This window comes from Kluyvera genomosp. 1 (assembly GCF_001266615.1).
Taxonomy (GTDB): Bacteria; Pseudomonadota; Gammaproteobacteria; order Enterobacterales; family Enterobacteriaceae; genus Kluyvera; species Kluyvera cryocrescens_A.
In genome coordinates this window covers 87,407-111,096 of the sequence record NZ_LGHZ01000021.1, presented here as the reverse complement: position 1 = coordinate 111,096, position 23,690 = coordinate 87,407, and the positions used below count along the sequence as shown (strand labels likewise).

Sequence of the window (23,690 nt, the reverse complement as noted above, 5' to 3'; positions counted from 1 at the left end):
TTAGCTGCAACGCCGAAAAACAGTAGAAAAGCAATGCAAACAGCATTTCCTTCTTATTCATAATTAACAATGAGTTAATGAATGAATCTGGTTTTTCATGCGTCCCCATGAGGTAGTGTGATGGATAATGGATCATCATCATGGTGTTTTCCGGCATGATCACCGGATTTCCCACCATCGCAATCACCGAAGCCATTGATGCCGCCAGCCCGTCGATATAAACGGTAATCGCGGCGCCGTGGAATTTCAGAGCATTAAAAATGGCGATGCCATCAAAGACATCGCCACCGGGCGAATTGATATGAAGGTTAATATGGGTCACGTCGCCCAGCGCTTTCAGGTCATTCACGAACTGGCGCGCCGTTACCCCCCAGTAGCCGATCTCGTCGTAGATATAAATATCCGCTTCGTTATCGGCGCTGGCCTGCATGCGGAACCAGGAATTACTTTTTGCGCTGGCTCTCGGACGACGTTGCGCCCGGTTCTTTGGCTTCGGCACTAGTGCCTCCTTTGTCGTTAGCAGGGTCGGTATCAAACACCAGCCCCATCTCTTTGTTTTCGTCGATCTCTGCCTTACGGCGCGCTTTCACATCATTCGGATTGCGTCCGCTGGCGCGCACCCAGTCAGATTCTGTCGCAGCACCACCACGGATTTGTGCCTTCCAGGCATTGGCCTCTTTAACCGGGTCAATCCACGGCATTACAGGGCCGGAATACACCGCCGAGTAAAGCGACTCCATATCCAGACCGCGGGGCAATTTAATCTCACCAGCGGCCACCGCCATTTTCAGCCAGGCGCGGTACATTGGCCGGGTCACAGCACCGATGAACCAGTCCTGTAAAATGAGATAACCGTCTGTGGATTCCACCAACTCCTGCCGCTGCGCGCTGTAGGTGCCATTGTAGTTTCGGGACGTACTTGAAAAGCTGAGGCGGCTGCCAGCGGCGACGGCGCGCAACTGCCCATTGCGGAAGGTTTCAAGGTTCGGATTTGGCCTGTCAGACTTCACCATGCCAATTTCCTCACCCGCTTTAAGATCGTCATAGATAATGCCCGGCTGAATCATCATTTCCCGGTCATCGTCCTTGTCGTCCCCCTCGTAACTTTGTCCATCACCCTTTTTGATGTACATACCGAGCGCCGCGGCAATACGTGCAGCAGTGAGTTCGGCATCTTCGTACTCTTTCAGTGCGCTGAGCCGCATCAGTACGCCGGATAGCATTGATACACCGCGGGTCTGGTGCAGACGGCGAACAAATTTAAGATGCAGCATGTTTTCCGCATCAACGTCTTTCATATCAAACTGACGGCCTGAAACGGGCAGACTTTTATAAACCTGAAATTTCTTTGGTCTGCCCCAGTTATCGACATAAACCCCCTGATTAAGCTGGCGTGCCGCATCACTGTTCATCGGGATAAAGTCAGGTTCGAGAGCCTCTAGCCAGAAGGGAACCCCCGCGGACGGCGTGAGTCCATTCCCTGTACCACTGACAATCTGCGCAAAAACCTCCCCATCACGCAGCCAGGTACGCAGCATCAGACGTTCAAGCATTGGCCGGGTAAACTGGTTGGTGACCTCCGGCCGGACAGACCATTCAGACCACTTACTGCGGATCTGGTCAGCCAGATTTTTGGCGATCTTCCCGTTCGTAAGTTTCGGATGTGGTTCGACGATAATTCCGGCCTTTCCCACCACCCGCTCTTCAAGCTTGTCAAACACCCCAATCACCAAATCGTGGTTGTTATCAAGCCACCGGGCCTGCTCTCGTAATGAAACCGCACCCATATTGCTGAGCTGGTCAGCAGAACGATTCTCACGACGCCCTTTATGCGTTCGGGTTGGGGTAACGGCTTCATATGCCCTGATTTTCGCGCGTGCCTGCAAGCGAGCCGCTTTCCAGCCAGGGGAGAAAACACCAATCGCATCATCTAACAGGCTCATTAAAACCTCGCCAGTCGGTAGCCGGGTTGCCCCCGGCGCTGCGCAATCAGGGAAGAAAGACGCCGCTCCCATTCCTGCCGCCCTTTGCGGATCTCGGAAAGGTTCTCCATCGTCATTTCCTGCCCATTGAAACGGATGGTTTTGCCGTCCAGCACCGCCATCTCGGCTTCGGTATATCGCTGGATCATGGTTTCAATATCGACACGGTTCACAACCATCCTCCTGAAGTGGTCCAAGGGTTAGCATCATCGGTTACGGTTTTCTTCCGCTTCCTGGTTTTTGTGGGGGCTGGTTCTGGCGCCGTGGATGGCGCTTCGCCAGCTTCCGCCGGCGCGTTCTCCAGCCACGTTTCCCGCCGCGCCCACTCAGGAGCATCGGGCCATTTAATTTTCTCGTAGCCGTGGAGGATGGCGAGCGCATCTGCATAGACCAGAAGGTCAAACGCTTCGTTTGCACCACGTCCCGGCTTACTCCATTTGCCATCGGTCGATCGCTCCTCATAGGTCAATTCATCGTAAAACCAGGTGCCAAGCCATTCCGGAAAATGCACATAGCCGGGACCGGGTGAATCACGCCACAACGCATTGTTCACACGGTCTTTGAGGGAATCCGTCTGGAGCAGGTAAAGCGGTACATCACCGGAGGCCTGTGCCCGGCGGCTTGAGCGACCGGTGTTATCCGGGAAGGTTCTGGAGATAAGTTTTGACCGTCGGACACTGTCACCTTTGAAGAGATAAATCTGCTTACCTAACCCCTCGCGGCGGCATCTGCGCCAGAATTTATAGGCGTTATCGGTCACGCCATCTTCCCCGCCGGAGTCCACGGCCATCGCCATCAGGCGCATGCACCGGTTCGGGTCCGAAGCCAGTGGCCAGCCTTTGTTAAACACATCGGTCAGTAACAAATCCCAGTCCTCGGGATAGCTTGCCGGGTCAATCTGCTGGCTCTCGCCATTGCCGTCGTAGCGCATCGACTGCCGGATGTTGTAGCGGTCCACCAGCCAGCGTTCTCCCATGCTCCCGTAACCTGTGACCTGGACAACAAAGCGCCGGTTGCGCCCCGCCTGCACATCGACCGTCGCCATAAGAAAACAAACACCGTCTGGCACAGAGCGCTTTGGCACATCCTCGGCACGCTGCTCGAGCAACTCACTTTTACGCTGCTCCATGCTGGAGCGGGGAAGATACGGACGCCCAAAGTCGGTATTGATTACCGTCTTCAGCGCTTCCTCGCTGCCGGTCGCCTGATAGTCCTGCTCCGCGGTAAGAAATTTATAGATGAGCTGCGCCCAGGTCTGGTACGCGGCGGCTGGCCCCTCCATCCAGAAAGAGGCGATGCGCGAGCGCCGCCCTTCTCCCGTAATGACACCATCGCTATCAATGGATTGCCCGTCGCGTAACCACACCCCTTTCATATTCAGCGATCGCTTCATATGAGGAAGAATGTGTTCCTGACAGGCTGGGCATTGCAGATAGGCTTTCTCGCTGGCCTCAACGGGATCAGTGATATCGCGATAACCAGCCATATTGTCCATTTCAGGCTGGAAGTATTCGCCGCAATGAGGGCATGGCCAGTAAAGACGGCGACGATCGCCACGGTTGTACAGCGCCAGAATCCCGGTTGAGGGCGGCGCTTCATGCGGAGAACTACGGCGCCATTTCGTATCGCGTACATCGCGGCCCGGAGAGCTCTCGACCAGCGTCATCCCGGACGACATGAAGGTTGTCGTTCGCTTTGATGCCAGCGAAAAGGCATCACCTTCCCCATCGATATCTTCCGGGAAGCGGTCATAATCGGTCAGTGCCACGCACTTATAGTCTGATGAGGACATGATATTGACCGATGGCCAGCCAATTTTCAGGTAGTTACCGGCGCGGAACGTGCGGTCGTAGACGTTGTTATCATTACGCCGTGGGCTCAGTCGGATTTTCACTTCCGGGCTGCAGCGAAATGTACGATCAAGACGCTTTTTAGAGTGTTCGCGCGCCTTTTCCTCTGTCATCTGGATCAGCAGCATATCCGCCGGGTCACAGACAACGTTATAGACAATCCACCCATCGATCAGGCCGATGGTTTTACCGGTTCGCGCCGGACCAACAAACACCACCGCATCATATTCACGTGATGCCAGGCAGTTCATTGGCTCAATGACGTAAGGTGCCAGATCTGGATCCCATGGAACGGAGTTGCCCGCCCCCATTGGCACGCGCATATAAGTACTGACCGCATCGGCCACCTGCATACGACGCGGGGCACGTAAAATACCGGAAACATCGCGGCGGATGCCTCTGGCGGATGCCCGCTTTGCCATCAGTCCTCCTCTGGCTCTTCCTCCTCTGTTTCAGCGTCCTGCACTCTCTCCGCCATCTGGTCGCGTAGATCATCAATAACGCTTTGCACGCGTGAAACCGCTGCAGGCGTTAATGCGCAGTCACGCTCAAGTACATCGGGGAGAGTTTCAAGCACCATGACGACGGCTTTCGCCATCAATGAGAATTCACGCGCCACCTCATCTGCCGGAATAAGCTGGCCGGTGTCCTGTTCGAACTTCAGTCGCTCGTTTTCCGCTTTCCAGTGCGAAAGCCTGTCCGATGGTGGCATGTCATCAATGTTGGCTGACACGGTGGGGATCATCAGCTCGGCCAGAATATCGGTGACCAGATAAAGTTTAAGTTTGCTGTTGCTGCCCGGCGCTGGTTCGATATTTTTAAGCCTGGTGGCAACCGTCTGACGGTGTACACCGGTAATCCCCGCCAGCTGGTTTATGTTCAGTTTTAAAGCGGCAATTTCCTGGTCCATGATGGTGAACACTTTTTAAACGATTCGACATCTACGCAAAATCACCTCTAACGAGATCAATAACATGCGCACATGATGATGATGACCTTAGATCCGAAAAACTAGCCGTTTCCCGCGAGCCAGCCGCCCCGTGGTAGACCACCCCGCCGGGAGGACCCATCAAATGCGAATGGTTATCACCCGCGCTTGGTGGTTTGCCAGATGACTCCCCCGGGCCTGCAACTGAGCCTGATACTCTCTTCAATGCTTTTATCTATAATTTTTCGTAGCTTTGACGCTGCCATTTCATTCGCCAGCGCGTTTTGCATAATGGCTTCGATGTTGCTATCGACACCTGATACGGACTGAGCATCGTTGAGATTAATGTGCATAGACACGCTATATGTTGATGCGCTCGTTTCCCCGCCGACAGTATGTTGCCTGTAGCTTTGAGAACATGCCCGGGCATTTGCTATAGCCTGAGCCAGATCGTTAACTGCCTCCCCAACACATGGGAGACCACTTTTCCATGCATCGTCAAGAATCTGGCTAACAACAATGCTGTCACTGCTAGTCTTCGACTTCAGAGCGTCTTTCGCCTTAGAATCTCCAAAAATAAAAGCGCTATTGATGAAGACTTCACCGTTTTCAATTTTAAATTTTGGTGCACTAAAGGTAGTCATTAAGCGCGTGTCGCTGCCAACGGGCATTGCGGCGAGGTAATCTCCTACATCACTTGATGCAACGCCTTCTATCCAGTCGCCCTGAGTCCATTCGCGGCCTGCGCCATTTTTATCAATGGGTCGCAAACGAATTTGCAGATGTTCTCCTGCCTTTAGGCCGCCGATAGTCACACTTTCACAAGGCCATCCGAGAATTTGTTTCTTTAGGTCTCCACCCGAATAGAGATACTGAATTTCAAGATGGGAATACTGTTCACTACCCTCTGGCCATTGCCATTTAACATGAATGCCCCAAGGTTTCGGTGTCGTTAATACTTGCGGAAATTGCATTGGATTATCCTTTTAGGTGTGAGCCTGTCGCACGGCAATATCGCCCGAGAGCAAACGGATTGCCCAGGCTCACTACTGAAAGACTCTCTTTGATGTGCGCGTGCGAAGCGCTTCGGTGGTACTACCAGGAGTGTTCGTATGCGATGTTCGTCAGTTCATCTGACAGTTCACTGATGGAATAAGCGATAGCCATCTTCTGCACCCTGTTGAACGATGACCATAGGTGACGCAAAGATTCGCTAAGATGATGTTGCCAGTTCCCGTCACCGATTAGATCTTCCCAACCAGCAGGTAAGAGGCAAAGATCGCGGCCGTAAAGCTCCTCTTCTGGGGTAAGAGGTGGGAGTGGTTCAGCTCTGGGCACTATGTTATCGCCCCAATCTCCGATAACTATTTTCCCGCCACCAGCCATATTGACTGTCATCCCAACTTCACTGATCTCGATTGTTCCGCCCATGCGTTACCTCTCTGTATACTGGTGTAGAGTGCTCGTCTGCCCACGAGCACTGGCGCATCCAACAAAGGAATGATTTATGAATAAGAAAATTTTCAATGAAATGGTTCTGCTTAATGAACAAACATGGGAAAGACTATCTTCGATAATGCAAAGTGAAGACGACATAGGTGTAGTCTTGCGCCTTCACCTGGTAACCGAGAAAATTATTGAAGCATGGTGCTGTGCGGCATCAAACAACGTTAATTTTTTTGATGGTTTCGGCGAAAACCTCACTATGTCATACGCGGCAAAACTCAAACTCGCTACAAATTTTGGTTTGAATGAGTTTTCTTACCAAGAGCTTAAAGTCATAAACAAAATCAGGAATGCACGCTCTCATCAAATTGATAACTCGGAAATTACCGATGAAGAAATAAATAAATTAATCACCCACATAAGCAAAGGTGATCAAAGAGAGCTTATTGAAAACCCCAAATTTGGCATTCTGGTTGGTGATAAAGGAATACATCTCAATGACGAAGGTATTTCAAATCGTGAAAAGTTCATTGCTTCTATTGCTGCGGTAATTCTCAGGATTGCCAAGCAAGTTAACGACAGCGATAAATTTATAAAATTACTCTAACCATCCATTTTACAGCAGGCACTCAGCGAATGCCTGCTGTAATGCGTTACTCTTCGACTACAGCGCCCTCGGGCAACTCAACGCAACCAAAGACCGGCATACCCGGTGAGCGATCGTCCTCAACCGCTACCAGTTGGGATTCGGAATACCAACGCTCTGTCGCGCACTTATCTGCAGCCTGGTAGTAAATAAAGTATTGGTTCTCACCAGTTACATGCTGGGAGCGGGCCTGTACCTCGCCATGCTCATCACTGATACGCAGGTTAACCAACTGCCCCAGACAGAATTTAAAATCTTTCGCTGCTTTCATTATTCGCTCTCTAAGTAATTAAAAGCCCCGCTGATGCGAGGCTGTTGGGTTATTGTTTGACTCTCTCACTGAGTCATAGATACGCTCACACGTCATCCCTGCCCGGTAGCTTTCGTCAGCTCGTCCAGCATAATATCGAGCTTCTTCTGCAAGACTTCCGAGCATGTCGGCGAGCATTGCGGCGTCGGCTCCGGCTGTTTTGCTTCTGACGGCAGCGGCGAGATCTGCGGTGTGCTTTGCGGCGTCCAGGTGGGTAGCGAGCTTTCTGGCTTGCTGTTGCAGCTGGCTAACAGTGGTAGCCAGGCCAGCAGAAGTAACGGCAGCGCTCGCTGCTTTAGCTTGAGCATCTTTAACGGCCTCATCCCGGGCAATTGTTCGCCCTTGTTCAATCATGCGAGCAGCGGTCTGCGCGTTCGCTTCCTGTGAGGATTCCGTGCTATCCCGGTCAGCCCACTTTATTTTCCAGCTGCGGTTCATCCACTCACTGCCAGCGAGAAACGCACAAGCCACCAGCAACGCAGCGACAATAAGCTGAGAACGAATGCTCATAGCAGGATTACTCCCACAAATAAGAACCATCCCCAGCCAGGCAATCCCGTAACAGCCAGCACACCAGCCGCAATGAAACAAATGTTACTTGGTTTCACTGGTCTATCCCCCAGCACGTCAGCGCGCTTTCCTGGTCCCGCCGTTCCACCTGACCATAGCAGCCATTCTTCTGACCTTTGGTCAGGCGGCAATCGCGGCCACCGTCTTTAATCCACCAGCGGATAGCTTCACAGGCACCTTTCGTATCACCGGCATTCATGCGCTTATAGAACGTTGACGGGTAGCATTTGCCCGGCCCGATGTTATAGGGGCAGAACGACGCAATGCCGACCTTCTGTGGCTCGGTCAGTGGCACTTTGATATTGCGGTCAACCCACGCGAGCGCCTTGTCACGCTCAATGGCGTTAACTTTTTTGCATTGGGCCTCGGTTGCGGTTTGACCTTTCACAACGGGCTTGCCATCGATTATGGTGACGCCATGACATAGCGACCAGATGCCACCGGGATCGACAACGGCCACCAGCGCATTGCCTTCTTTCTCACTGATAAACTGGTCAAATAAAAAAGGCGCCGTTGCACCTGATGCAAGCAGCGCCAGCATCGCCGCGCTAAGCTTCGTTTTGTTGACGGGCATTTAACCGATCCTCCCGCTCTTTACGACGGTAATACCAGTTCACGCCGCAGGTGATAACGGTGCATGCGATACCGACAATAATTGCCCAGTCACTTAAACCGAGTCCTGCCACTTTCTCGGCCAGCATCCACGATACCTCTTTAGTTATTTCGGCATGGGCCTTTGCAGAGACACCGCAGCCAGTCAACGCGGTTCCCGTCCCATATGAAAGTCTGCTGTAAATTGTGCTCATTCGGGTCATAGCCTCACCTCCGGACAATTCGGATGGTGCTGTGTGTGGTGGAAAGGGATCAGGCTCGCGGGCTCTTGTGTCAAAGGGTAAGTAGGGAGTGATTCCCGGAGCCTGAAAATTAAAAAGGCCACCAGATGGCAGCCTTTATATGAAGTGAAAATGTTGTTGGATAGTGCGAGAAACGGCGATGTGACAGGGGTACTGATGCAATGCATCCCGCGAATACCCCTGTCGTATCGCCGCAAAACAAAAGCCCCGACTGGCGGGGCTTTCGCTATATTCAAATTGTCGCTTAACGTCGCTGCCATCGTGGCGCAGCTCTGCCAAGCATGAATGGATTATCTGATTTTCTGGCCAGCTTTCAATAACAAAATAAAAAAAGAGCACAAATAGCTAAAATTAATCACTCTTCCATCAGCTTACGGGATGAGAGGAATACCTTTGCCCGGAAAATCTCAAGGCACCAGCGAACGCGCTTCCGCGCCTCTCCATCAGTCAGCCATGGGGCAATCGCCTGCAGCTCTCTACTGATATCAGCAATTTTTCTTCGCGTGGTGTAATACTGCAGGCCGACAATGTAGACGGGATCGCTGATATCAAAAGCCGACAGTACAGACTCTTCAATAAAATCCACGTCGTCATTGGTTATCGCCTCATCAATGACGCTGCTTGGGGTTTGCGGCCAGATGATACAGTGTGCTCTCTTTAAGGCCTGCTCCCCTTTGAATCCCTCGTTTCTAGCCTGCTCAAGCGCAACGGTGAATCGTTCCAGAGCTTTATCTGACCATCGCCCTCTTCTGATTACGTTCCAGCAGGAATGTTCACGCGGCATACGTGGGGCAGCTCCTCCTCTAACGCCCTCTCCCCAGGTTGATAGAAGTGATTTAATCCACCCCCCCTGAATATTGGTGAGCGGGGTAAAACGGCCTAACCAGCTTTTGCGGGGCGCGGTGGCGACAGTGACGAGCCCTTGTTGGTGCAGACGGCGTTGACGTGGTGTCATGATGATTCTCCTTTACGCCAGAACGCCGAGCGCATAGGCCCGGTCCAGCAATTGAATGATTAATACTGGCTGCGGCGCATACTCGCGCTCGAATGCGGTGGGATTGTCATGTAACCGGCGGTGATGAACCCGGCATAGCGGTATGGTGAAAATGTCGTGGGCTTTGGTTGCCATCCCGCCCTGTCCCCATCCGATAAGATGGTGGGCATCATCTGCCGGCTGTCCACAGCACGCGCACGGCTGGGTTTTAACCCATTCAATAAAGCGCGGGGATATCCAGCGAATACGCTTAGGCCGGGCGAATAATGTGGCGGGGGCTTCTGGGTCTACCTGAACCTGAACAACGGGTTTTACTGCTTTTGGTTCCGGTTGTGGTTCAGCAGCTGCCTGACGGGCAGGAACAAGGCTAATCCGTTCGGCGAGTATGTCCGATGCCGGGTATGACGGAACAATCTCGCTTTCTTTGTAGACCGACTGGAAAGGATCATCTTTCAGACCAAGGGAACGGCTCGCCATATTTTCGGTTATGGCATCCCCTATCCCCTCTGATACGGCCCACCAGCACAACTCAGCCAGCGAAAGCATTCTGTCCGCAGCGCAGCCGGTTTTGATACGAACACATTCAATCACCCAATCAGCGAGGTTTCGGGCGATCAGATCATCCAGAACGTTGTCGCTCTGGTTGCGTATCTCGTTGTCACAATGCCAGCACGCGACAATTGAACCCGGCTCATGCCTGAACATCACCAGCTCACGGTGATGGTAGTTGCTGTGCGGCCACTGGCATTTTGAAACATTACGGCCCAGCCAGTCCTCCAGCGCCGTAACGCCACCAGCAGCCCGAACAACACGCGCATCCAGAAAGAATGGCGTTAGTGTCGGATCTTCCGCCAGCAGCTGCCGGGCGTCCGCTATTCTGCCCGACGGCAAATCTTTCATGAAGTCCGGTTGCCGCTCAATCAGAATACGTCCGCCGCTGAATAAGCCCATCAGCTCCTTGCCTGGCTTCAGCAGAACAATACCCATATGACGGGCAATCTCTGGCATCAGGAGAGCTCGCACGTTTCCCCCTCCCGGATGATCATCTTTCCGGTTTCGCCCCAGATTTTGGTCACGCGCCCATCCCAGATATGGCTATCCTCGCCAAAAAGGGCATCCAGCAGCGCCTTTTCTAAATTGTCTTTATCAGGCTTTTGCTGGTGGGGTTTCCCGTCCATTAAGGCTCGCTTCTTCTTACTCCAGCTCGGTGGCATCGGCAGCACAAAGATAACGTGATACCCGCTTTCCGGGAGCGTGACCTTGTTCAGCCTCACCTCGTCACAGAAAGCACGGTACCGGAGAACCTCCGGGCGTTTTTTCCATTTATCGGCGCGGGTCATTCGGGGTTTTCCCAGTGGGGTGATGTTGTAAACCTTCTCGTTCATTTCCACCCCCGAGAGCACATAGAGCGCTGCGTCCGCTGGTGGCGGTCAGATACAGGCAGGAATGCTGATACAACCCAAAAGCGGGGATCAACATCGAGGCTTTTTTCTACGGTGATGTTATTCGCACGATAACGGGCCACTAGCTCTTCGGCCTGCTCTTCGGTCAGGTTGTCCTGATAGAACCAGTCTCTTTTCATACCGTACCCCGGCAGAAAAAAGACAAAAGAGAACCGCTGACGTGGCTGCACATCAGGGAAAAAATCGGGATTTGTGTGTTTTGCGCCATGGTGTCTCCGTGGCGCAGCAGGTATAGGTTGTTCAGGCCTATGAAGGGAGTTTAACAGAACCGGAGGGAATCAGGTAACCAGGTCGGGACTTAGCCATTTCAAGCATTTGTGCGAATAACGAAGGTGTACCAACAATCTCGTCTGGCTGCAAAGGCATGAAGGAAATCACATCCCCGCGGCGGTACATCAGCGCGCGCTCGCTGACAGGAAATGATGGAAGCCTGGCGACAATAACGCCATCATCACATCGAATTACGACATAGCCCTGATCTGGCATGTTCTGTTTTAGATCCACTACAACCCCCTAGCTACGGCATGTCTAAGCGCTAAATAATAAAACGAATCAAAGCCCCAACACGCAAATACTGTATATACGTACAGTATACTCATGCAGGCAATTTATCAATCCCATGAAGGCATTTTTTGCCAATGATACATCTATGTTTCCATTGGGTTTTGTATAAGAAATAAAAAACCCGCCGAAGCGGGTTTGAATAATTAACTAAATTGAAATGATTATGGAGGTTAGAGACCAGAGTGTATCCCCGACCTCTATAGCATCAGAAGTTATATTTGATCCCCACCATAGCGCTAGAATCACTGTACCCTTTATCACCAACCTGAGTACCAATATTCCCCCATAGATTCACGCGAGAGTTAACCTGCCCTTCAACACCCACTTTAACTTCACCAATATTGCGAGCTCCGGCCTGGGAAATGCGATCACCATCCATAGTCGTGCTATAAGTACGAGTGTTATGCAACCAGTTCGCTTCTATGAACGGCTCAAAAGTACGACCTTTGCCTTCATCCATGGCATGGTGGCTTTTCAGATAGGCCCGCATGCCAAGACGGGTCTGAACGTTACCGTCTCCATCACTGCTGACACGTGTACCATTCTCTTCACGATGATCATCCGCCTTCACGCCCATCCAGATTGCCTGAGCTTGTGGCTGGATAAACCATTCATTAAGCGAACCTTGACTACCAGCAAATTCGCCCATCTTGATGGTATAACCCGTCTCAACAGAAGCCGTTAGACCTTTTGATTTGTAACTCTCGCTGGCAAGTTGTTGTCCATTAACCTGGTTGTTAAACCAGCTATACTGCAACCAACTGTCTACATACAACCCAGCTTTATCCGCATCGTTTGCAAACCAGGTGCCGTAAGTACCAACACTGTAACCGTTAAGTGAGCCCTTTGAATTGTAATCCGTAACTGAAGAACGGGTCGTGTTGTGGTTATTACCGTAACCTGCCATCAGGCCAATGTGCCCTCTGTTCAGACCGTCTGTGGACCACTGTGCAACATCCCCTCCCAGTTGCGCGACATAGCTGTTGCTCTGTGTTTTCAACTGGCCACTACCATCACGCCAACTATTATGGTTACCAACCTGACGTAGCCATAGGCTGGTGACTTTCTTCTCACCAGTCAGGGCATCAACGTACTGTGTTTCACCCAAGCGGTCATGTAGGCGAGTGTTGAACAAGGTATTAGCTGCTGCCATGTTGGCAATATAACTACCTGCCTCCGGGCGATTCACATGCTCATCCGGTGGATCAACCGGTGTCAGACTGCTGGTTAAATACCAGTTATTACTATTATCGCCCGTACCACGAACCAAAGAATAGTCATATGCACCAGCAACAATTCGACCAGCCTGAGTGAAGGTACCGTCAGATTGGCCACCAACACTAATAAGTTCAATACCGTTCAACGTGCTGTCACCAGTACCTCCAGCATTTGTTACGCTAACGGAAGTATCGCCTGACGTATCACCAGTGACCACCAGTTTGTCGGTGACCGAGCTATCATTCCCTAACACAGTATTAAATAGCAGGTGCCCATTATCTCCAGCATAATTACCGTTGACGGTCAGTGTAGTCCCCGCAACTGCATTACCTGCATCATCATTATGACCAATCATAACCGTGCCGCTATTGCTCAAAGAACCGATTTGGTAACCGGTAGGTGTGGTACCTGTGGCATTTTCCCCAAGCACAAGTAATCCCTGGTTATCCACATCACCGCTACCGAGTGCATCGGTAGACAACATATTGATTGTGCCATCGGAAGCAATCGTTGTTTTAGCAGTCATTCCAGCGCCGCTGCCGCTAACCGTGACGATGCCACCAGTAACGGTCAGGTTACCTGCGCCAGTCATGTCACCAGCAATTGTCCCATTGCTTACAGTCAAACTACCCTGGTTAAAGTCCAGTAAACTTCCAGCTTCTGTCTGAATATTCTGTAATGTCTGAGCGTAGCCGTTCATATCAAATTGACTGCCGCTGCGAATATTCAGTAACCGGGTCTTACCCAGAACGTTGTTATTACCCATTTTCAGTGTACCTGCGACCACATCAGTCAGGCCACTGTAGCTGTTATCACTGTTGGACAAGCTAACCGCAGTATCGGAATCAATACGTAAATCGCCGGTTCCGGTGACTTTCGCACTTAAATCTGCAGCATTTCCGGTATTACCTTCAGCATTCAGCGTCAAAGCGTTACTACCTTGCGCCAATAATTCAACCTCAGTTAATCCATAGTTAACATAGAGGCCATCAGCATTATCACCACTAGTAAGGCGATAGTCATAGGTTCCTATTGCAACTGTTTCGCCATTTTGAGTAATGCTTGAGAATGTCTTCTCGGAAATAACATTGCCGTTCTGATCGATGAAAGAAAGATTTCCGCCATCACCAGTTACTGTGCCACTGGCCCCAGCCAATTTAACCATGACTCCGGCACTATCTTGCTGTAGCAAAGGTAAGGCAGTATTCGGCGTTTGAGGGAGGTTTTCAAAAGGTGCGCCATCATTGATCTGGACTTGACCGGTACCAGTCAAATTAAGTTCCTTGCTGGTTTCGATATAACGATCACTGGTAGTGTCACCCGGATTAACATCGCCAAAAATGAGTTTGCCGCCATTAAAGGCCAGTCCCCCGATATTCTGGGTCCCAATACCTACCGTAGTTGCATTTCCAGTACCGACATGCAAAGTAGCATTAGTCAGTGCTGTGGTATTGATGTTTTCCAGATCGAAAGTATTGTTTTTTAAAACAACATCCCCAGCAAATTGATTGCCAGCACCCGCGGTAAAATTAAACTCGGCATTGTTATTGTCAGCAATGAGAGTGCCATTCCCGACTAACTGGTTAACGAAATCAAACGCACCCGCGGTTTCTGCTATAAGGGTACCACTATCAGCTATTTGGATTTCACCGGTACCAAAATTAGTGAGGGTTGAAGACACGTTCTTATCAGTCATCGCAGTACCGGTGATATTCCAGTTACCCGCATAAGCCTGGTTAGAGCCAACAATACGCGCAATCCCAGATACTGTCGTATATCCCGAACCTGATAACTGATTCCCGAACGACGCACCATCTGTGTAGGCAATATCAAGCCCTTTTGTATCATCATTATTTGCAGTGTTAATGGCGACCCCGGCACTACCCAGAGCCTGACTGTTGGCAATGGAAAGCAAACCGCCGCTGATGACCGTCCCCCCATTGAAGTTGGAAGCCGCACTTAGGGTCGTATGGCCAGACTGCTGCTCAATAGATCCATTACCGTTAATCGCGACATCAAATAAATAGCCGGTACCAGCTGGAGTGTTTATATTATTGTTAAATATAACTTTATTATTACCCCCCCCTGTCATATCAATGCTTTTCGCTGAAATATCGGTAGGAGCTCCGTACTTAGAATCACCGATGTAAAGATTTGTTGCACCACCAACTACACTGTTAAGTGTAATATCCTGGTAACTTGTCACTTTTGCAGCGTGACCAAAAATCACATCTGTAGTGTTTCCACTCACTGTTGAAGATATATTGAAGTCACCAAGACTGGTTATTCCAGTGCCAGTTCCATTAATGATCTGTAGACCAGTACTACCAACATTCTTGCCTACTAAATTAATATCACCATCGACATTTACAACAGCAGAGTATATCCCAGCCTCTGTACTTACTGAGTTTATGTCTGAAGAAAGTTGAACATTGTTTATCAATGTTAAATCACCGCCGACATTGATTCCCCTGGTACTACTATCATTGCTAACAAGAAATGAACCATTCGTTGTATCAAGATACAGGTTTCCACCAACATTAATGTTCGATCCACCAGCTAACAGGAAGCTGCCTCCGGTCTTATTAATTATCGTCATATCATTGGTGACATTAATGTCAGATCCTAGCTCTGTGTCGCTAGCCCGGTCAATGAAGAGATCATTTTTATCAGCCTCCAAATCAATGCTGTCTGCATTTAACTTAGCTGTAGAGGAAGAGGAGCCAAACATCCAGATTGTGGCATCAGTTGCTCCAGTCGCGGTTTTTAACTCGCCAACGGTTAATGTTCCCCCAAAACCTCCAGATTGCTCGCTTGTCAACCCACCAACTTTGGCGCCACCTACCTGCAATAAGCTGTTGGTCCCCATGAGCAAGCTACCATTATTACTAGCGGTTAGGGTCCCCCCATGAATCCATAAAGAGGTATTTCCGCCGCCAGCAGGATTCATATCCAATGTTGAGCTGCCTGACGCATTGGAAACAGTAACATTAGCCCCCTGATCGACCTGGACTGTTGCAGTACCATTCCACTGTAAGCCATCAGAAATCGATGTCGAAGAATTAAAATCAGTGTATCCATTAACGTCATATGCGTACACATTACCGCTCACGATAAGTAATGCCGATGCAACCAGAGAAGCATTTCTAGTAGATTTTGAGTTCGCTTTTGGTGTTGAGGATTTTGTTTTCCCTTTACCCAGTTCGGATACGACGGTCCATATCAAAAGAGAATGGTTCCAGACAACATTATAGACGTGATTCATTGATTTTAATCCTGATTGTGGTGCCCGATTAGCAAGTCTAGCCTATAGCACGAGTCCTCGCAGGCTAAGCATTGCTAATGACGTTGCCCCTATGTTTTTTTACGTATCCGATATGAATACTAACTGGATGCGGATTAGCATCTACAGCATATGTGAGAAAAAATATCATTCATGATACAAATCAATTTTAAATTTTTTTGGCTTATCTGATAATCAGATCACTGCCTATATATATTTCAAAATATTACAAATCATTAGTAGGAATTATCCTATGTTGCCAACAATGTAATTAGCACACTAATAATTATTTAATTTTTAACACTCTTAATTGTAAGGATTTTTGCTAATAGCTTCCCCCTCTCCCCCCTAGAATTAAATTTATAGTTTAGTAATTGTCCTATTAGCCCCAGCCAATATTTTGTAATACAAATGAACCATACCGCGCAGAAACTATTGCTAACTTAATGTTAAAAAACACCGAAAACACCACAATTGAAACAAATAATAAACAAAATAAATACAACAGCAACGCAATTACAGATAATTAATTACATTACAATCATCACTCAAATCTATCAAACAAAAAATCAAAATATATATAGCTGCTATCAGGGTAAAAGAATTAATAGCACTTATTGTGTTGAGAATAATAAATTAAACACTTCATTAGTAATGTGCAGTAGCCCTCTGCGTTGCTTCAATCAGACGAACCACTACACAGTGAAGTGAGAATATACAACTCCTCACATACCAGATATGCGCAAACTTGAAGCAGAATTTAAATCATAATTATCTTCGTCGTATTGAGAAGGAGTTAATGTCTTTGAACATTCCTAAGGCATCGGGTACGCAACCGGGCAATGCTCCAGAGTTCATTTGATGTTCTAGCCATCCCCATAATCAAAGTGTAAGCTGTTGCAGCTCTCCGCCATAGCCCTTTGCTCTCAAGCGCTTTGGCCTTTGCCATCGCCTCCTGAACTTCCAGCAGGTTTTCTGGTGCACAGCGCGGCGCCATATCTGGCAATTCAACATCGGGGATCTCAACGCCGGCGCGCACCCGGTAAACGTACTGAGTACCGTTGTTAATCCGGCCTAGCTTTCCCGCGTAGTACAACTGGCGCAGATGGTTTCCCGCGCGGCTTGACGTAAGATCCAGCGCTTCGCAAATATCCTGCAGAACACATTCCGGCGTTCTGTCCACAACTGCGAGCACCAGCCGCGCCTGAGTTACTCGGTCTTTAGTCTTTTTGGTCATTGGTCAAAACTCGCTTACTTGGTTAAACCTGCCGCTTTGCGACGCTTGTACTCGTCCATCAGAATTTGCGCTGGCGTTGGCCCCGAAGGGTGACTTGGCGCAGCTAACTGGCGGCGTATCGGCGGGATTGAAAAGCCGTTAGCCAGATGCTTCGTCCACTTCGTCAGTAACTTATCTGCCAGCTTTTTTAGTTCTCCTTCTGTCAGGCTTCTTTCCACTCCGGTTCTGCGCATTTCAATGCAGATGTGATAGAGCACATCCTGTTTCCACGGGTATTTGTCGCTTCCCGAATAACGGTATGATTCGTTTCGCCAGAGTCTGTACTCTGTAAGAACGGCGTCAGAGGTCAGATTGAATGGGTTGGCGCCGCTGGAAGAAACCAACGAAGCAAACTCGGCAAGATCTGGCGGCCATGTGTGACCCAAAGCACACCGCTCCATGCACTGGCTACACACCAGCGCAATCTGGGCTTCACTCATCGTTCCAATTTGGGCCATCCAGAGTTCTGACGGTTCTTCCCCGTTCTTCTGAATCCAGCGATTCGAAAATATCTCGCCCATGACTTCCCACAGACGCCAGGCCGTTTCGCTCGCCTGAGTGTTCTGCAGCGCGTTGCCGTTGTTCACGGGCTGCTCGTATCTGTTGAACAGCTCTGGATGCTGCTGGTTCAGTTCGCGTTCCCACATAACCTGTTTCCCCTTGTGCTGGTTTTGACTGGGCTACTGCCCTGTTTAGGTGCCGGGCTAACTTCTGCTCCCACTGAACTTGATGAAAAACTTTCCCCTCAGCCTGCCAGTAGGCAATGAAACTACTCAGCTCCGCCGGAAGGTTTAGCCCTTGCTTAACAGGCATCCCCCAAAGCACCGCTTGCCGCTGGAAATCGCCGGAAGGTTTCCAGCCCTGGTACATTTGGAATTTTCCAAACGACTGGCTACCACCAAACGCAATTCCGGGCTGTCCAGGATAAGTCGGGGTATCTGGTCCGACCATTCCTCTATGTATGGGGTTTAGATCTTTAGGTTCCTTTGGTAGATTCCGGATCCCGTTTTTGGGATCGTTTGACGGAAAAAACGGGATCGTTTGGCTGTTTTTCATACCGGAAACACAACCGTTTTCGGTATCGTTTGATGGTGTAACAACCCCGTTTTCGGGTGCATTTAAACGATCCCGATTTTGGTAATGTTCCCGTTTTCGGGTGTGTTCTAAATCTCCAATGCTTTCTTCCACACCAAGGAGACGGTACACAGGAATTTGTTTTGTCCTGCCCCGACGTTCACCGGTATCCTGAATCAGCCCAACGGACACTAAATATTGCAGGCTGGACTGAACGGTTTTCTTATCCAGTTCAGTTGCTTCGGCTAGCGCTGGAATGGATGGGAAAGCACAAAGATCCGCCCCACACATATCTGCAAGCCAGGTTAATACCGCCTTTGCAGATGATTTCCCGGTCTTCACCTTTTTGGCCCATCGCATTGCGTCAATGCTCATGCGGCCTCCTCTCGATTCTTTACGGTACTCATTGGTCAAAACTCGATTAAAAACACTGTGGCGCTACGGCGGCTACGCTCGCCAGTAGTGGTCCCGCCAGATCTGCTGGAAGCAGGTTAAACAATGCGATTGCAGCCTCTCTTATCTCGCGTTCAAGCTTCTTAACCGGAGCGCCTAACAACTTCGCCTGGTGAGCATCGCTACACTCTTTGATCGCACTGGCCACCAGCTCTGTTTCCGTTAACCCGCGCTTTAAACCGTACTTACGGGCTACTTCAATCGGCATCGCATCAGCAATCGCCGTGGAAAGCTGGATGACATATCCGGTGTATTTCTCAGAACCGTTTTCGTTCTTCAGATAGCGGTACAGGTTTTGCTTGTTAACACTGATGCCGCGACCGTTTTGTTTTTCCCACCGTTCGGCCACCAGCTGCGCCACCACATCCTGTGCTTTGCCAGGAATCGTGGATTCCCATTCCTGCACTGCCGCATAAATTTTCTGGCACTGCATGCCATCGCGGCGACGTGGCGAATACTGATTTTTTGTTTTCAGTTGCATACCTTTCACTGCGGTATGATTTTGAGAAGAGATGGTTTGCATAATCACTCCTTCGGAATCCCATCTGTCGGGTTTGGGTATAAATCAGGCCGCAATTCATGGGGTGTAATCCCGGTAGCGTTAAACACCTGGAGAACCCGTGATGAAGGGACTGTGCCTTTTGCTTTCCACTGACTCACAGCCATCCCACTTACACCAATCGTGGAAGCAAGTTTATTGGCTGAGCCAGCAGCTCGAATTGCGTTATCAAGGGCAGTCATGTCTATCTCCTAGTTAAGTTAGGCATAATAAAGCATAGGTTTGCATATTATGCAAACTGTAAATTTATTGTGACTATAAACCAAACATTTACAATGGGTGTATGAAAAAGACTGAAGAACTCAACAACCAACTGGTTGCTCGTTTAGAAGAAATTACCCAAAGGGGAATCAGCAAAGCTGATATGGCTCGTATTGCAGGCGTCACGCCCCAAGCAGTGAATGGGTGGTTTAAGAAAGGAGTGATCAGCAAGAAGTCTGCGATAGCAATTGCAGACGCTGCCAACGTTTCTGTTACTTGGCTGTTGGGTGAGGAAGTCTCAGAAGATTCAGGGCTCAAGCCCAACGAGAATAGAATGCTGCGGCTTTTTAGGCAGTTGCCTGAGGCTGAGCAGGAAAGAATGATCGATACCTTTGAGTTACGTTTAAAGGAAATCGATGATTATGTTGAGAGATATCTCCGTAGTCGCTCGAAGGCTGATGATAACAATTAGCCAAACAATACGTTAAAACATGCAAACCGGCTCCTAGCCGGTTTTTTTACGCCCATCATACAACACCACTCCAGCCTCCTCTCTCTCGTATTAAAGCAAAAGTTTATAATCATATAAATCCAAGATTGACATAAAATATAAATCAGTGCTTTAATTCCTTCGTCGCAACGAGTCATCAAGGCAGGAAGCCCACGAAGTAGCTGCCGGCGGCATACGAAACACCGGATGAGATGACAAGAATCAACGCGCAGCAGGCATTACCGTTCCGTCAGCCAGACGTTAAAGGCACACAGGAGAAATCATGATTGATTTTGCACGCAGACCAGCACGCCAGCAGGCCGTGAAGCTTAGTTGTTTTGCAGCCCGACCAGCTCGGCAACAAGCCGTGAAATTGAATTTAATCGAAGTGTGGATCCGCCGACTCTGCTACTTCCTGGCCCAGAAAGGCGACCCGGCTGCCGACCAACAGCCAGTAAAAAGCTTCTAATCGAGTTTTGACCAATGGCCGTTGCGGCCGGAGATGTGAATATGGAATTTGGAATGAAACGCGTTCTGGCATCCGTCCAGGCCGTCGCTACCCTGAACAAAATGTACGATGGTTCGCCGGTGTCCCTGACGGCTATCAGCAAAGAATCAAAGCTGTCCACTTCATATCTTGAGCAGATATTCAAAAAGCTGCGTAACGGTAACCTGGTTATCTCACAGCGCGGACCCGGTGGCGGTTATAGCCCTCGAGGCGAAGACATCACCGTTACAGACGTAATCACTGCGGTATCTAAACTGCCAGCCCATAAAACCTTTGAGCCTATCCTGCGAGCGCTTGACGGCGTTCACGTGTCGCAGCTGCTGCGGGGCGATTCTCCAGCCCCATAAAGCACAAAACCCGCGCAAGGCGGGTTAAGCACCCGGAAAGCCGACCAAAGCGTTCCGGTTTCGAGTTTTGACCAATGACCACCACCAAGGCGGCTGCCATCAGCTGCCGGGTATCTTACAACCTGAAGGAGCCCGAACGCAATGAACAACTATGCGTACCTGATTAAAGCAAAAGCGAAAGCCACTGAGGCTAAAAGCATTTTTTGCTGGTTTTCTGCAAAATCTGATTCGCGAGCAGACCGCGAGATACTGAACATTCTTGAGGATGAAGGGATCACCGTCGGGCGTGCAGCCGACCACCAGCTCCCTATCCGCACAAACTTTCCTGTTCTGGACGATCTGCCAGTAGAAAGCGTACTGGATGACACCTGGTGCGACCGTTACCAGCTCGACGACGACAACTGCTGGCAAAAAATCGTTGTGGAGGCCACGCCACCAGCTGTTTCCGAAAAAACTAAAACAGAGAGTAACGACTATATTTCTGTTCGCGAGCTCTCCCCTGCTCAGCAGGTGGCCTGTCACTGGCTCTACGGCAAGCAGCACCCATCACAGGAAGAAGTCAGCACCATCAATGAATATCTCAAGAATAATGACGGTACTCACAATGCGCTGTGTGTCGCAGCTGCTGCGCTAACATCCCCGGATGTTTTAGAACTGACAGATGAACTCGCAGCAAAACTTATTGAGTCAGGCTGCGCCTGTGCGGCGCGTAGTTTGCTGGTTAAGCTGTTAGCAGAAATCTGGCATGAAAAAACTGATGAAATGACCGGGCAGGACATAGCCCTGTTTGTCCAGGACTATGAAACATGCGACACCGAAGATGAACGCGTTGCAGTGGTAGAAGCCTGGACACGGAAGCAAGAGCCACAAACCGAGCCAGAAAACCTGCAGGTAGCTGTTGCCAGCATGTCATTCCGCCGTCGTTTGCTGGCTCAATACTTAACTCATGAGCTGGTGACCATCGCCGACACAGACCTGATTAAACAAATCGCTGACGCCGAAACAGACACCGATAACAGCTACGTTCAGAATCTGCTTCTGGCCGCCGAGAACGCCGGTGAGTTTAAGGATAAGGCGAACGACGCAAACCTTAGTTTCCTGTGTGAAGCGATCAAATCAATCTGGCCGTCTGAAAATAAAAAACCAGAGCTCAACCAGTTAATCTCTTTCATCCGTGACTGGTGGATTACCCCGCATATCAACCGCGGCGTATTCGTGAAAGCATGGCGTACAGGCAAACCATGTGGTCCGATCCCAATGAAAACCACAGACACAGGGACAAACGCTGGCGGCGTTGGCAAAACAGACCGCGGAGATTTGTTAGAGCATTCCCTTGATACGCTGGACATCGATATCGCGGCCGCATTACTACCGATGGATTTTGATATTTACGCATTCCCTCGAGGGATCCTGCAACGTAGTAAGGACATCGTAAAAAACAAGCAAACAATGCCAGCGTTTAGCGCCTGGTCTGAATTGCTGCGGAAATCCGCTGGCATCCTGGACTATTCCCGCGCCGCAATATTTGCCCTGATTCGCCAGGCACGCCCGGAGATCCATTTATTCCCGAGCGAGCACCTTGCTTATATCAGCAAAAATCTGACGGAAACGGACCACGCTAACCCTAGCGCTGAATTACTCGCTGCGGCCCGGCATTTACCTTCCCCAGAAGATGAAAGCACTGATGTATCAACTGAGGATTCTCTGCGTGACGATATGAGCAAAAGACTCGCCGCCGGCCGCGGTGAATTTGTCGAGGGAATTAGCGACCCGAATGATCCTGAATGGGTTCATGAAGATCTCACCAAACCCAGAACAACTGAAGTCTGCAATGTCGGTAACGGGATCTTTTCCATCGACAACTTAATTACAACCGTAGCGACACCTGATACAGCAATAGATCTGGAGACTACCAGCAATGTGCAGATGGAAGAAACTCGCAGTAATGAAGCCACGATTGCTCCTGAAGTGCCAATCAGCAAAACAGCAACTGACACAACTGCAGGCAATGTTGAAGATGGTGATCAAACAGATCCCATGATTAATGATACCGGTCATCACAATGATGATTATCGGCACCTCATGGTTGACCTCGAAACCATGGGAAATAAATCAAACGCTCCTATTGTTTCGATCGGCGCAGTGTTCTTTAACCCGAACACCGGCAATACAGGGGCAGAGTTTTATACAGCGGTTTCCCTTGAATCCTCCATGCTCCTTGGTGGTGTCCCTGACGCCGGGACAATTATCTGGTGGTTAAAACAATCTCCAGAGGCTCGTTCGGCGATCGCTATGGCCGACACAATGCCGCTGATTGATGCGCTGGAGCTATTTTCTGATTTCATCAGCGAAAATTCAGACGCTGGTCCTGATGTGCAGGTTTGGGGAAATGGCGCGTCGTTCGACAACGTGATCCTGCGTTCATCCTATGATCGCGCCAATATCGAATGTCCATGGAAGTTCCGGAATGATCGCGACGTGCGGACCATGACAGAACTGGGCAAAGCTATCGGTATTAATCCGCGCTACGACATCCCATTTGATGGGGACATGCACAATGCCCTCTCTGATGCCCGTCATCAGGTCAAATATGTTTCCGCCATCTGGCAGAAGTTAACGAATAACTGATTTTTTCTTTTCAGAAAACAGCCCACCAGCCGGTTACTTTTAACTG

Annotated in this window: 25 protein-coding genes and 1 pseudogene; 5 read left to right on the top strand and 21 right to left on the bottom strand. The window is 49.8% G+C overall.

The features are described from left to right. Positions 1-67 precede the first annotated feature (67 nt). The 6 genes and pseudogenes from KP80_RS23400 to KP80_RS13165 form a co-directional block, all read right to left on the bottom strand. Positions 68-499, bottom strand: a pseudogene (locus KP80_RS23400) (head maturation protease, ClpP-related); the annotation flags it as partial. Next, on the bottom strand, positions 444-2,015 hold the full coding sequence (locus tag KP80_RS13185) for a phage portal protein (protein ID WP_197276158.1): 1,572 nt from the start codon (positions 2,013-2,015) through the stop codon (positions 444-446). The gene KP80_RS13185 and the pseudogene KP80_RS23400, both read right to left, overlap by 56 nt. After that, positions 1,943-2,155, bottom strand: coding sequence for a hypothetical protein (locus KP80_RS13180; protein WP_052284152.1), 213 nt, complete (start codon positions 2,153-2,155; stop codon positions 1,943-1,945). Before KP80_RS13180 ends, KP80_RS13185 begins: the two co-directional genes overlap by 73 nt. Beyond that, positions 2,152-4,254 carry a phage terminase large subunit family protein gene (locus KP80_RS13175; protein WP_052284101.1) on the bottom strand — a complete coding sequence of 701 codons (2,103 nt, stop codon included), beginning with the start codon at positions 4,252-4,254 and terminating at the stop codon, positions 2,152-2,154. Before KP80_RS13175 ends, KP80_RS13180 begins: the two co-directional genes overlap by 4 nt. Beyond that, positions 4,254-4,742, bottom strand: a complete 489-nt coding sequence (locus tag KP80_RS13170; protein WP_052284151.1) for a DUF1441 family protein — start codon at positions 4,740-4,742, stop codon at positions 4,254-4,256. Before KP80_RS13170 ends, KP80_RS13175 begins: the two co-directional genes overlap by 1 nt. A 176-nt stretch (positions 4,743-4,918) precedes the next feature. Beyond that, entirely contained in the window at positions 4,919-5,734 is an 816-nt protein-coding gene (locus tag KP80_RS13165; RefSeq protein WP_052284100.1) for a hypothetical protein, read from the bottom strand. Between the two features lie 533 nt (positions 5,735-6,267). Here KP80_RS13165 and KP80_RS13155 point away from each other — a divergent pair. Beyond that, the gene (locus KP80_RS13155) at positions 6,268-6,813 is read left to right on the top strand and encodes a hypothetical protein (RefSeq protein WP_052284098.1); all 546 of its coding nucleotides are present in this window, start codon (positions 6,268-6,270) and stop codon (positions 6,811-6,813) included. Positions 6,814-6,859: 46 nt separating this feature from the next. Here KP80_RS13155 and KP80_RS13150 read toward each other — a convergent pair whose 3' ends face one another. From KP80_RS13150 to KP80_RS13090, 15 genes are all read right to left on the bottom strand, one after another. Then, the gene (locus KP80_RS13150; RefSeq protein WP_052284097.1) at positions 6,860-7,123 is read right to left on the bottom strand and encodes a hypothetical protein; all 264 of its coding nucleotides are present in this window, start codon (positions 7,121-7,123) and stop codon (positions 6,860-6,862) included. A gap of 18 nt (positions 7,124-7,141) precedes the next feature. Then, complete coding sequence (locus KP80_RS13145) at positions 7,142-7,672, bottom strand: DUF2514 domain-containing protein (protein ID WP_052284096.1); 531 nt, start codon at positions 7,670-7,672, stop codon at positions 7,142-7,144. Between the two features lie 94 nt (positions 7,673-7,766). Then, complete coding sequence (locus KP80_RS13140; protein ID WP_052284095.1) at positions 7,767-8,306, bottom strand: lysozyme; 540 nt, start codon at positions 8,304-8,306, stop codon at positions 7,767-7,769. Beyond that, a complete protein-coding gene (locus KP80_RS13135) occupies positions 8,281-8,547 on the bottom strand; it encodes an HP1 family phage holin (protein ID WP_052284094.1) in 267 nt (88 codons plus the stop codon). The genes KP80_RS13140 and KP80_RS13135 overlap by 26 nt, the downstream gene beginning before the upstream one ends. A 394-nt stretch (positions 8,548-8,941) precedes the next feature. Further along, complete coding sequence (locus KP80_RS13130) at positions 8,942-9,541, bottom strand: hypothetical protein (RefSeq protein ID WP_052284093.1); 600 nt, start codon at positions 9,539-9,541, stop codon at positions 8,942-8,944. A gap of 12 nt (positions 9,542-9,553) precedes the next feature. Beyond that, positions 9,554-10,603: a DUF968 domain-containing protein gene (locus tag KP80_RS13125; protein ID WP_052284092.1), complete on the bottom strand. Its 1,050-nt coding sequence runs from the start codon at positions 10,601-10,603 to the stop codon at positions 9,554-9,556. Then, positions 10,588-10,965, bottom strand: a complete 378-nt coding sequence (locus KP80_RS13120; RefSeq protein WP_052284091.1) for a RusA family crossover junction endodeoxyribonuclease — start codon at positions 10,963-10,965, stop codon at positions 10,588-10,590. The genes KP80_RS13125 and KP80_RS13120 overlap by 16 nt, the downstream gene beginning before the upstream one ends. Then, positions 10,962-11,162 (bottom strand): hypothetical protein, encoded by a 201-nt coding sequence (locus KP80_RS13115; RefSeq protein WP_052284090.1) that lies wholly within the window; start codon positions 11,160-11,162, stop codon positions 10,962-10,964. Before KP80_RS13115 ends, KP80_RS13120 begins: the two co-directional genes overlap by 4 nt. A 127-nt stretch (positions 11,163-11,289) precedes the next feature. Beyond that, positions 11,290-11,529 carry a hypothetical protein gene (locus KP80_RS22490; protein WP_072129114.1) on the bottom strand — a complete coding sequence of 80 codons (240 nt, stop codon included), beginning with the start codon at positions 11,527-11,529 and terminating at the stop codon, positions 11,290-11,292. 283 nt (positions 11,530-11,812) lie between these two features. Then, on the bottom strand, positions 11,813-16,090 hold the full coding sequence (locus tag KP80_RS13110; RefSeq protein WP_156315654.1) for an autotransporter outer membrane beta-barrel domain-containing protein: 4,278 nt from the start codon (positions 16,088-16,090) through the stop codon (positions 11,813-11,815). 814 nt (positions 16,091-16,904) lie between these two features. Next, complete coding sequence (locus KP80_RS13105; protein ID WP_052284088.1) at positions 16,905-17,345, bottom strand: PerC family transcriptional regulator; 441 nt, start codon at positions 17,343-17,345, stop codon at positions 16,905-16,907. Between the two features lie 14 nt (positions 17,346-17,359). After that, entirely contained in the window at positions 17,360-17,905 is a 546-nt protein-coding gene (locus KP80_RS13100; RefSeq protein WP_231625924.1) for a replication protein P, read from the bottom strand. After that, positions 17,817-18,833: a DnaT-like ssDNA-binding domain-containing protein gene (locus KP80_RS22485; RefSeq protein ID WP_072129106.1), complete on the bottom strand. Its 1,017-nt coding sequence runs from the start codon at positions 18,831-18,833 to the stop codon at positions 17,817-17,819. The genes KP80_RS13100 and KP80_RS22485 overlap by 89 nt, the downstream gene beginning before the upstream one ends. 46 nt (positions 18,834-18,879) lie before the next feature. Further along, positions 18,880-19,434 (bottom strand): toxin YdaT family protein, encoded by a 555-nt coding sequence (locus KP80_RS13095; protein WP_052284087.1) that lies wholly within the window; start codon positions 19,432-19,434, stop codon positions 18,880-18,882. 2 nt (positions 19,435-19,436) lie between these two features. Next, on the bottom strand, positions 19,437-19,652 hold the full coding sequence (locus KP80_RS13090; protein ID WP_052284086.1) for a transcriptional regulator: 216 nt from the start codon (positions 19,650-19,652) through the stop codon (positions 19,437-19,439). Between the two features lie 101 nt (positions 19,653-19,753). On the opposite strand from KP80_RS13090, the gene KP80_RS13085 reads away from it, so the two are divergent. The 4 genes from KP80_RS13085 to KP80_RS13070 all read left to right on the top strand — a co-directional run bounded on the left by KP80_RS13085 (position 19,754) and on the right by KP80_RS13070 (position 23,644). Further along, positions 19,754-20,143 carry a helix-turn-helix domain-containing protein gene (locus tag KP80_RS13085; RefSeq protein ID WP_052284085.1) on the top strand — a complete coding sequence of 130 codons (390 nt, stop codon included), beginning with the start codon at positions 19,754-19,756 and terminating at the stop codon, positions 20,141-20,143. Between the two features lie 301 nt (positions 20,144-20,444). After that, positions 20,445-20,630 (top strand): hypothetical protein, encoded by a 186-nt coding sequence (locus tag KP80_RS13080; protein ID WP_052284084.1) that lies wholly within the window; start codon positions 20,445-20,447, stop codon positions 20,628-20,630. 41 nt (positions 20,631-20,671) lie between these two features. After that, the gene (locus tag KP80_RS13075; protein ID WP_082221741.1) at positions 20,672-21,016 is read left to right on the top strand and encodes an Rrf2 family transcriptional regulator; all 345 of its coding nucleotides are present in this window, start codon (positions 20,672-20,674) and stop codon (positions 21,014-21,016) included. A gap of 141 nt (positions 21,017-21,157) precedes the next feature. Continuing rightward, positions 21,158-23,644, top strand: a complete 2,487-nt coding sequence (locus KP80_RS13070; protein ID WP_052284082.1) for an exonuclease — start codon at positions 21,158-21,160, stop codon at positions 23,642-23,644. Positions 23,645-23,690 lie beyond the last annotated feature (46 nt).

What these genes read in the sequence shown, in the direction of transcription:
- KP80_RS13150 (WP_052284097.1), bottom strand. Translation starts at nt 7,123, where the DNA reads ATGAAAGCAGCGAAAGATTTTAAATTCTGTCTGGGGCAGTTGGTTAAC.
- KP80_RS13140 (WP_052284095.1), bottom strand. Translation starts at nt 8,306, where the DNA reads ATGCCCGTCAACAAAACGAAGCTTAGCGCGGCGATGCTGGCGCTGCTT.
- KP80_RS22490 (WP_072129114.1), bottom strand. Translation starts at nt 11,529, where the DNA reads ATGCCAGATCAGGGCTATGTCGTAATTCGATGTGATGATGGCGTTATT.
- KP80_RS13145 (WP_052284096.1), bottom strand. Translation starts at nt 7,672, where the DNA reads ATGAGCATTCGTTCTCAGCTTATTGTCGCTGCGTTGCTGGTGGCTTGT.
- KP80_RS13105 (WP_052284088.1), bottom strand. Translation starts at nt 17,345, where the DNA reads ATGACCAAAAAGACTAAAGACCGAGTAACTCAGGCGCGGCTGGTGCTC.
- KP80_RS13095 (WP_052284087.1), bottom strand. Translation starts at nt 19,434, where the DNA reads ATGCAAACCATCTCTTCTCAAAATCATACCGCAGTGAAAGGTATGCAA.
- KP80_RS13115 (WP_052284090.1), bottom strand. Translation starts at nt 11,162, where the DNA reads ATGAAAAGAGACTGGTTCTATCAGGACAACCTGACCGAAGAGCAGGCC.
- KP80_RS13185 (WP_197276158.1), bottom strand. Translation starts at nt 2,015, where the DNA reads ATGGGAGCGGCGTCTTTCTTCCCTGATTGCGCAGCGCCGGGGGCAACC.
- KP80_RS13075 (WP_082221741.1), top strand. Translation starts at nt 20,672, where the DNA reads ATGGAATTTGGAATGAAACGCGTTCTGGCATCCGTCCAGGCCGTCGCT.
- KP80_RS13130 (WP_052284093.1), bottom strand. Translation starts at nt 9,541, where the DNA reads ATGACACCACGTCAACGCCGTCTGCACCAACAAGGGCTCGTCACTGTC.
- KP80_RS13170 (WP_052284151.1), bottom strand. Translation starts at nt 4,742, where the DNA reads ATGGACCAGGAAATTGCCGCTTTAAAACTGAACATAAACCAGCTGGCG.
- KP80_RS13080 (WP_052284084.1), top strand. Translation starts at nt 20,445, where the DNA reads ATGATTGATTTTGCACGCAGACCAGCACGCCAGCAGGCCGTGAAGCTT.
- KP80_RS13110 (WP_156315654.1), bottom strand. Translation starts at nt 16,090, where the DNA reads ATGAATCACGTCTATAATGTTGTCTGGAACCATTCTCTTTTGATATGG.
- KP80_RS13085 (WP_052284085.1), top strand. Translation starts at nt 19,754, where the DNA reads ATGAAAAAGACTGAAGAACTCAACAACCAACTGGTTGCTCGTTTAGAA.
- KP80_RS13070 (WP_052284082.1), top strand. Translation starts at nt 21,158, where the DNA reads ATGAACAACTATGCGTACCTGATTAAAGCAAAAGCGAAAGCCACTGAG.
- KP80_RS13175 (WP_052284101.1), bottom strand. Translation starts at nt 4,254, where the DNA reads ATGGCAAAGCGGGCATCCGCCAGAGGCATCCGCCGCGATGTTTCCGGT.
- KP80_RS13100 (WP_231625924.1), bottom strand. Translation starts at nt 17,905, where the DNA reads ATGGGCGAGATATTTTCGAATCGCTGGATTCAGAAGAACGGGGAAGAA.
- KP80_RS13090 (WP_052284086.1), bottom strand. Translation starts at nt 19,652, where the DNA reads ATGACTGCCCTTGATAACGCAATTCGAGCTGCTGGCTCAGCCAATAAA.
- KP80_RS13135 (WP_052284094.1), bottom strand. Translation starts at nt 8,547, where the DNA reads ATGACCCGAATGAGCACAATTTACAGCAGACTTTCATATGGGACGGGA.
- KP80_RS13165 (WP_052284100.1), bottom strand. Translation starts at nt 5,734, where the DNA reads ATGCAATTTCCGCAAGTATTAACGACACCGAAACCTTGGGGCATTCAT.
- KP80_RS13120 (WP_052284091.1), bottom strand. Translation starts at nt 10,965, where the DNA reads ATGAACGAGAAGGTTTACAACATCACCCCACTGGGAAAACCCCGAATG.
- KP80_RS22485 (WP_072129106.1), bottom strand. Translation starts at nt 18,833, where the DNA reads ATGAGCATTGACGCAATGCGATGGGCCAAAAAGGTGAAGACCGGGAAA.
- KP80_RS13155 (WP_052284098.1), top strand. Translation starts at nt 6,268, where the DNA reads ATGAATAAGAAAATTTTCAATGAAATGGTTCTGCTTAATGAACAAACA.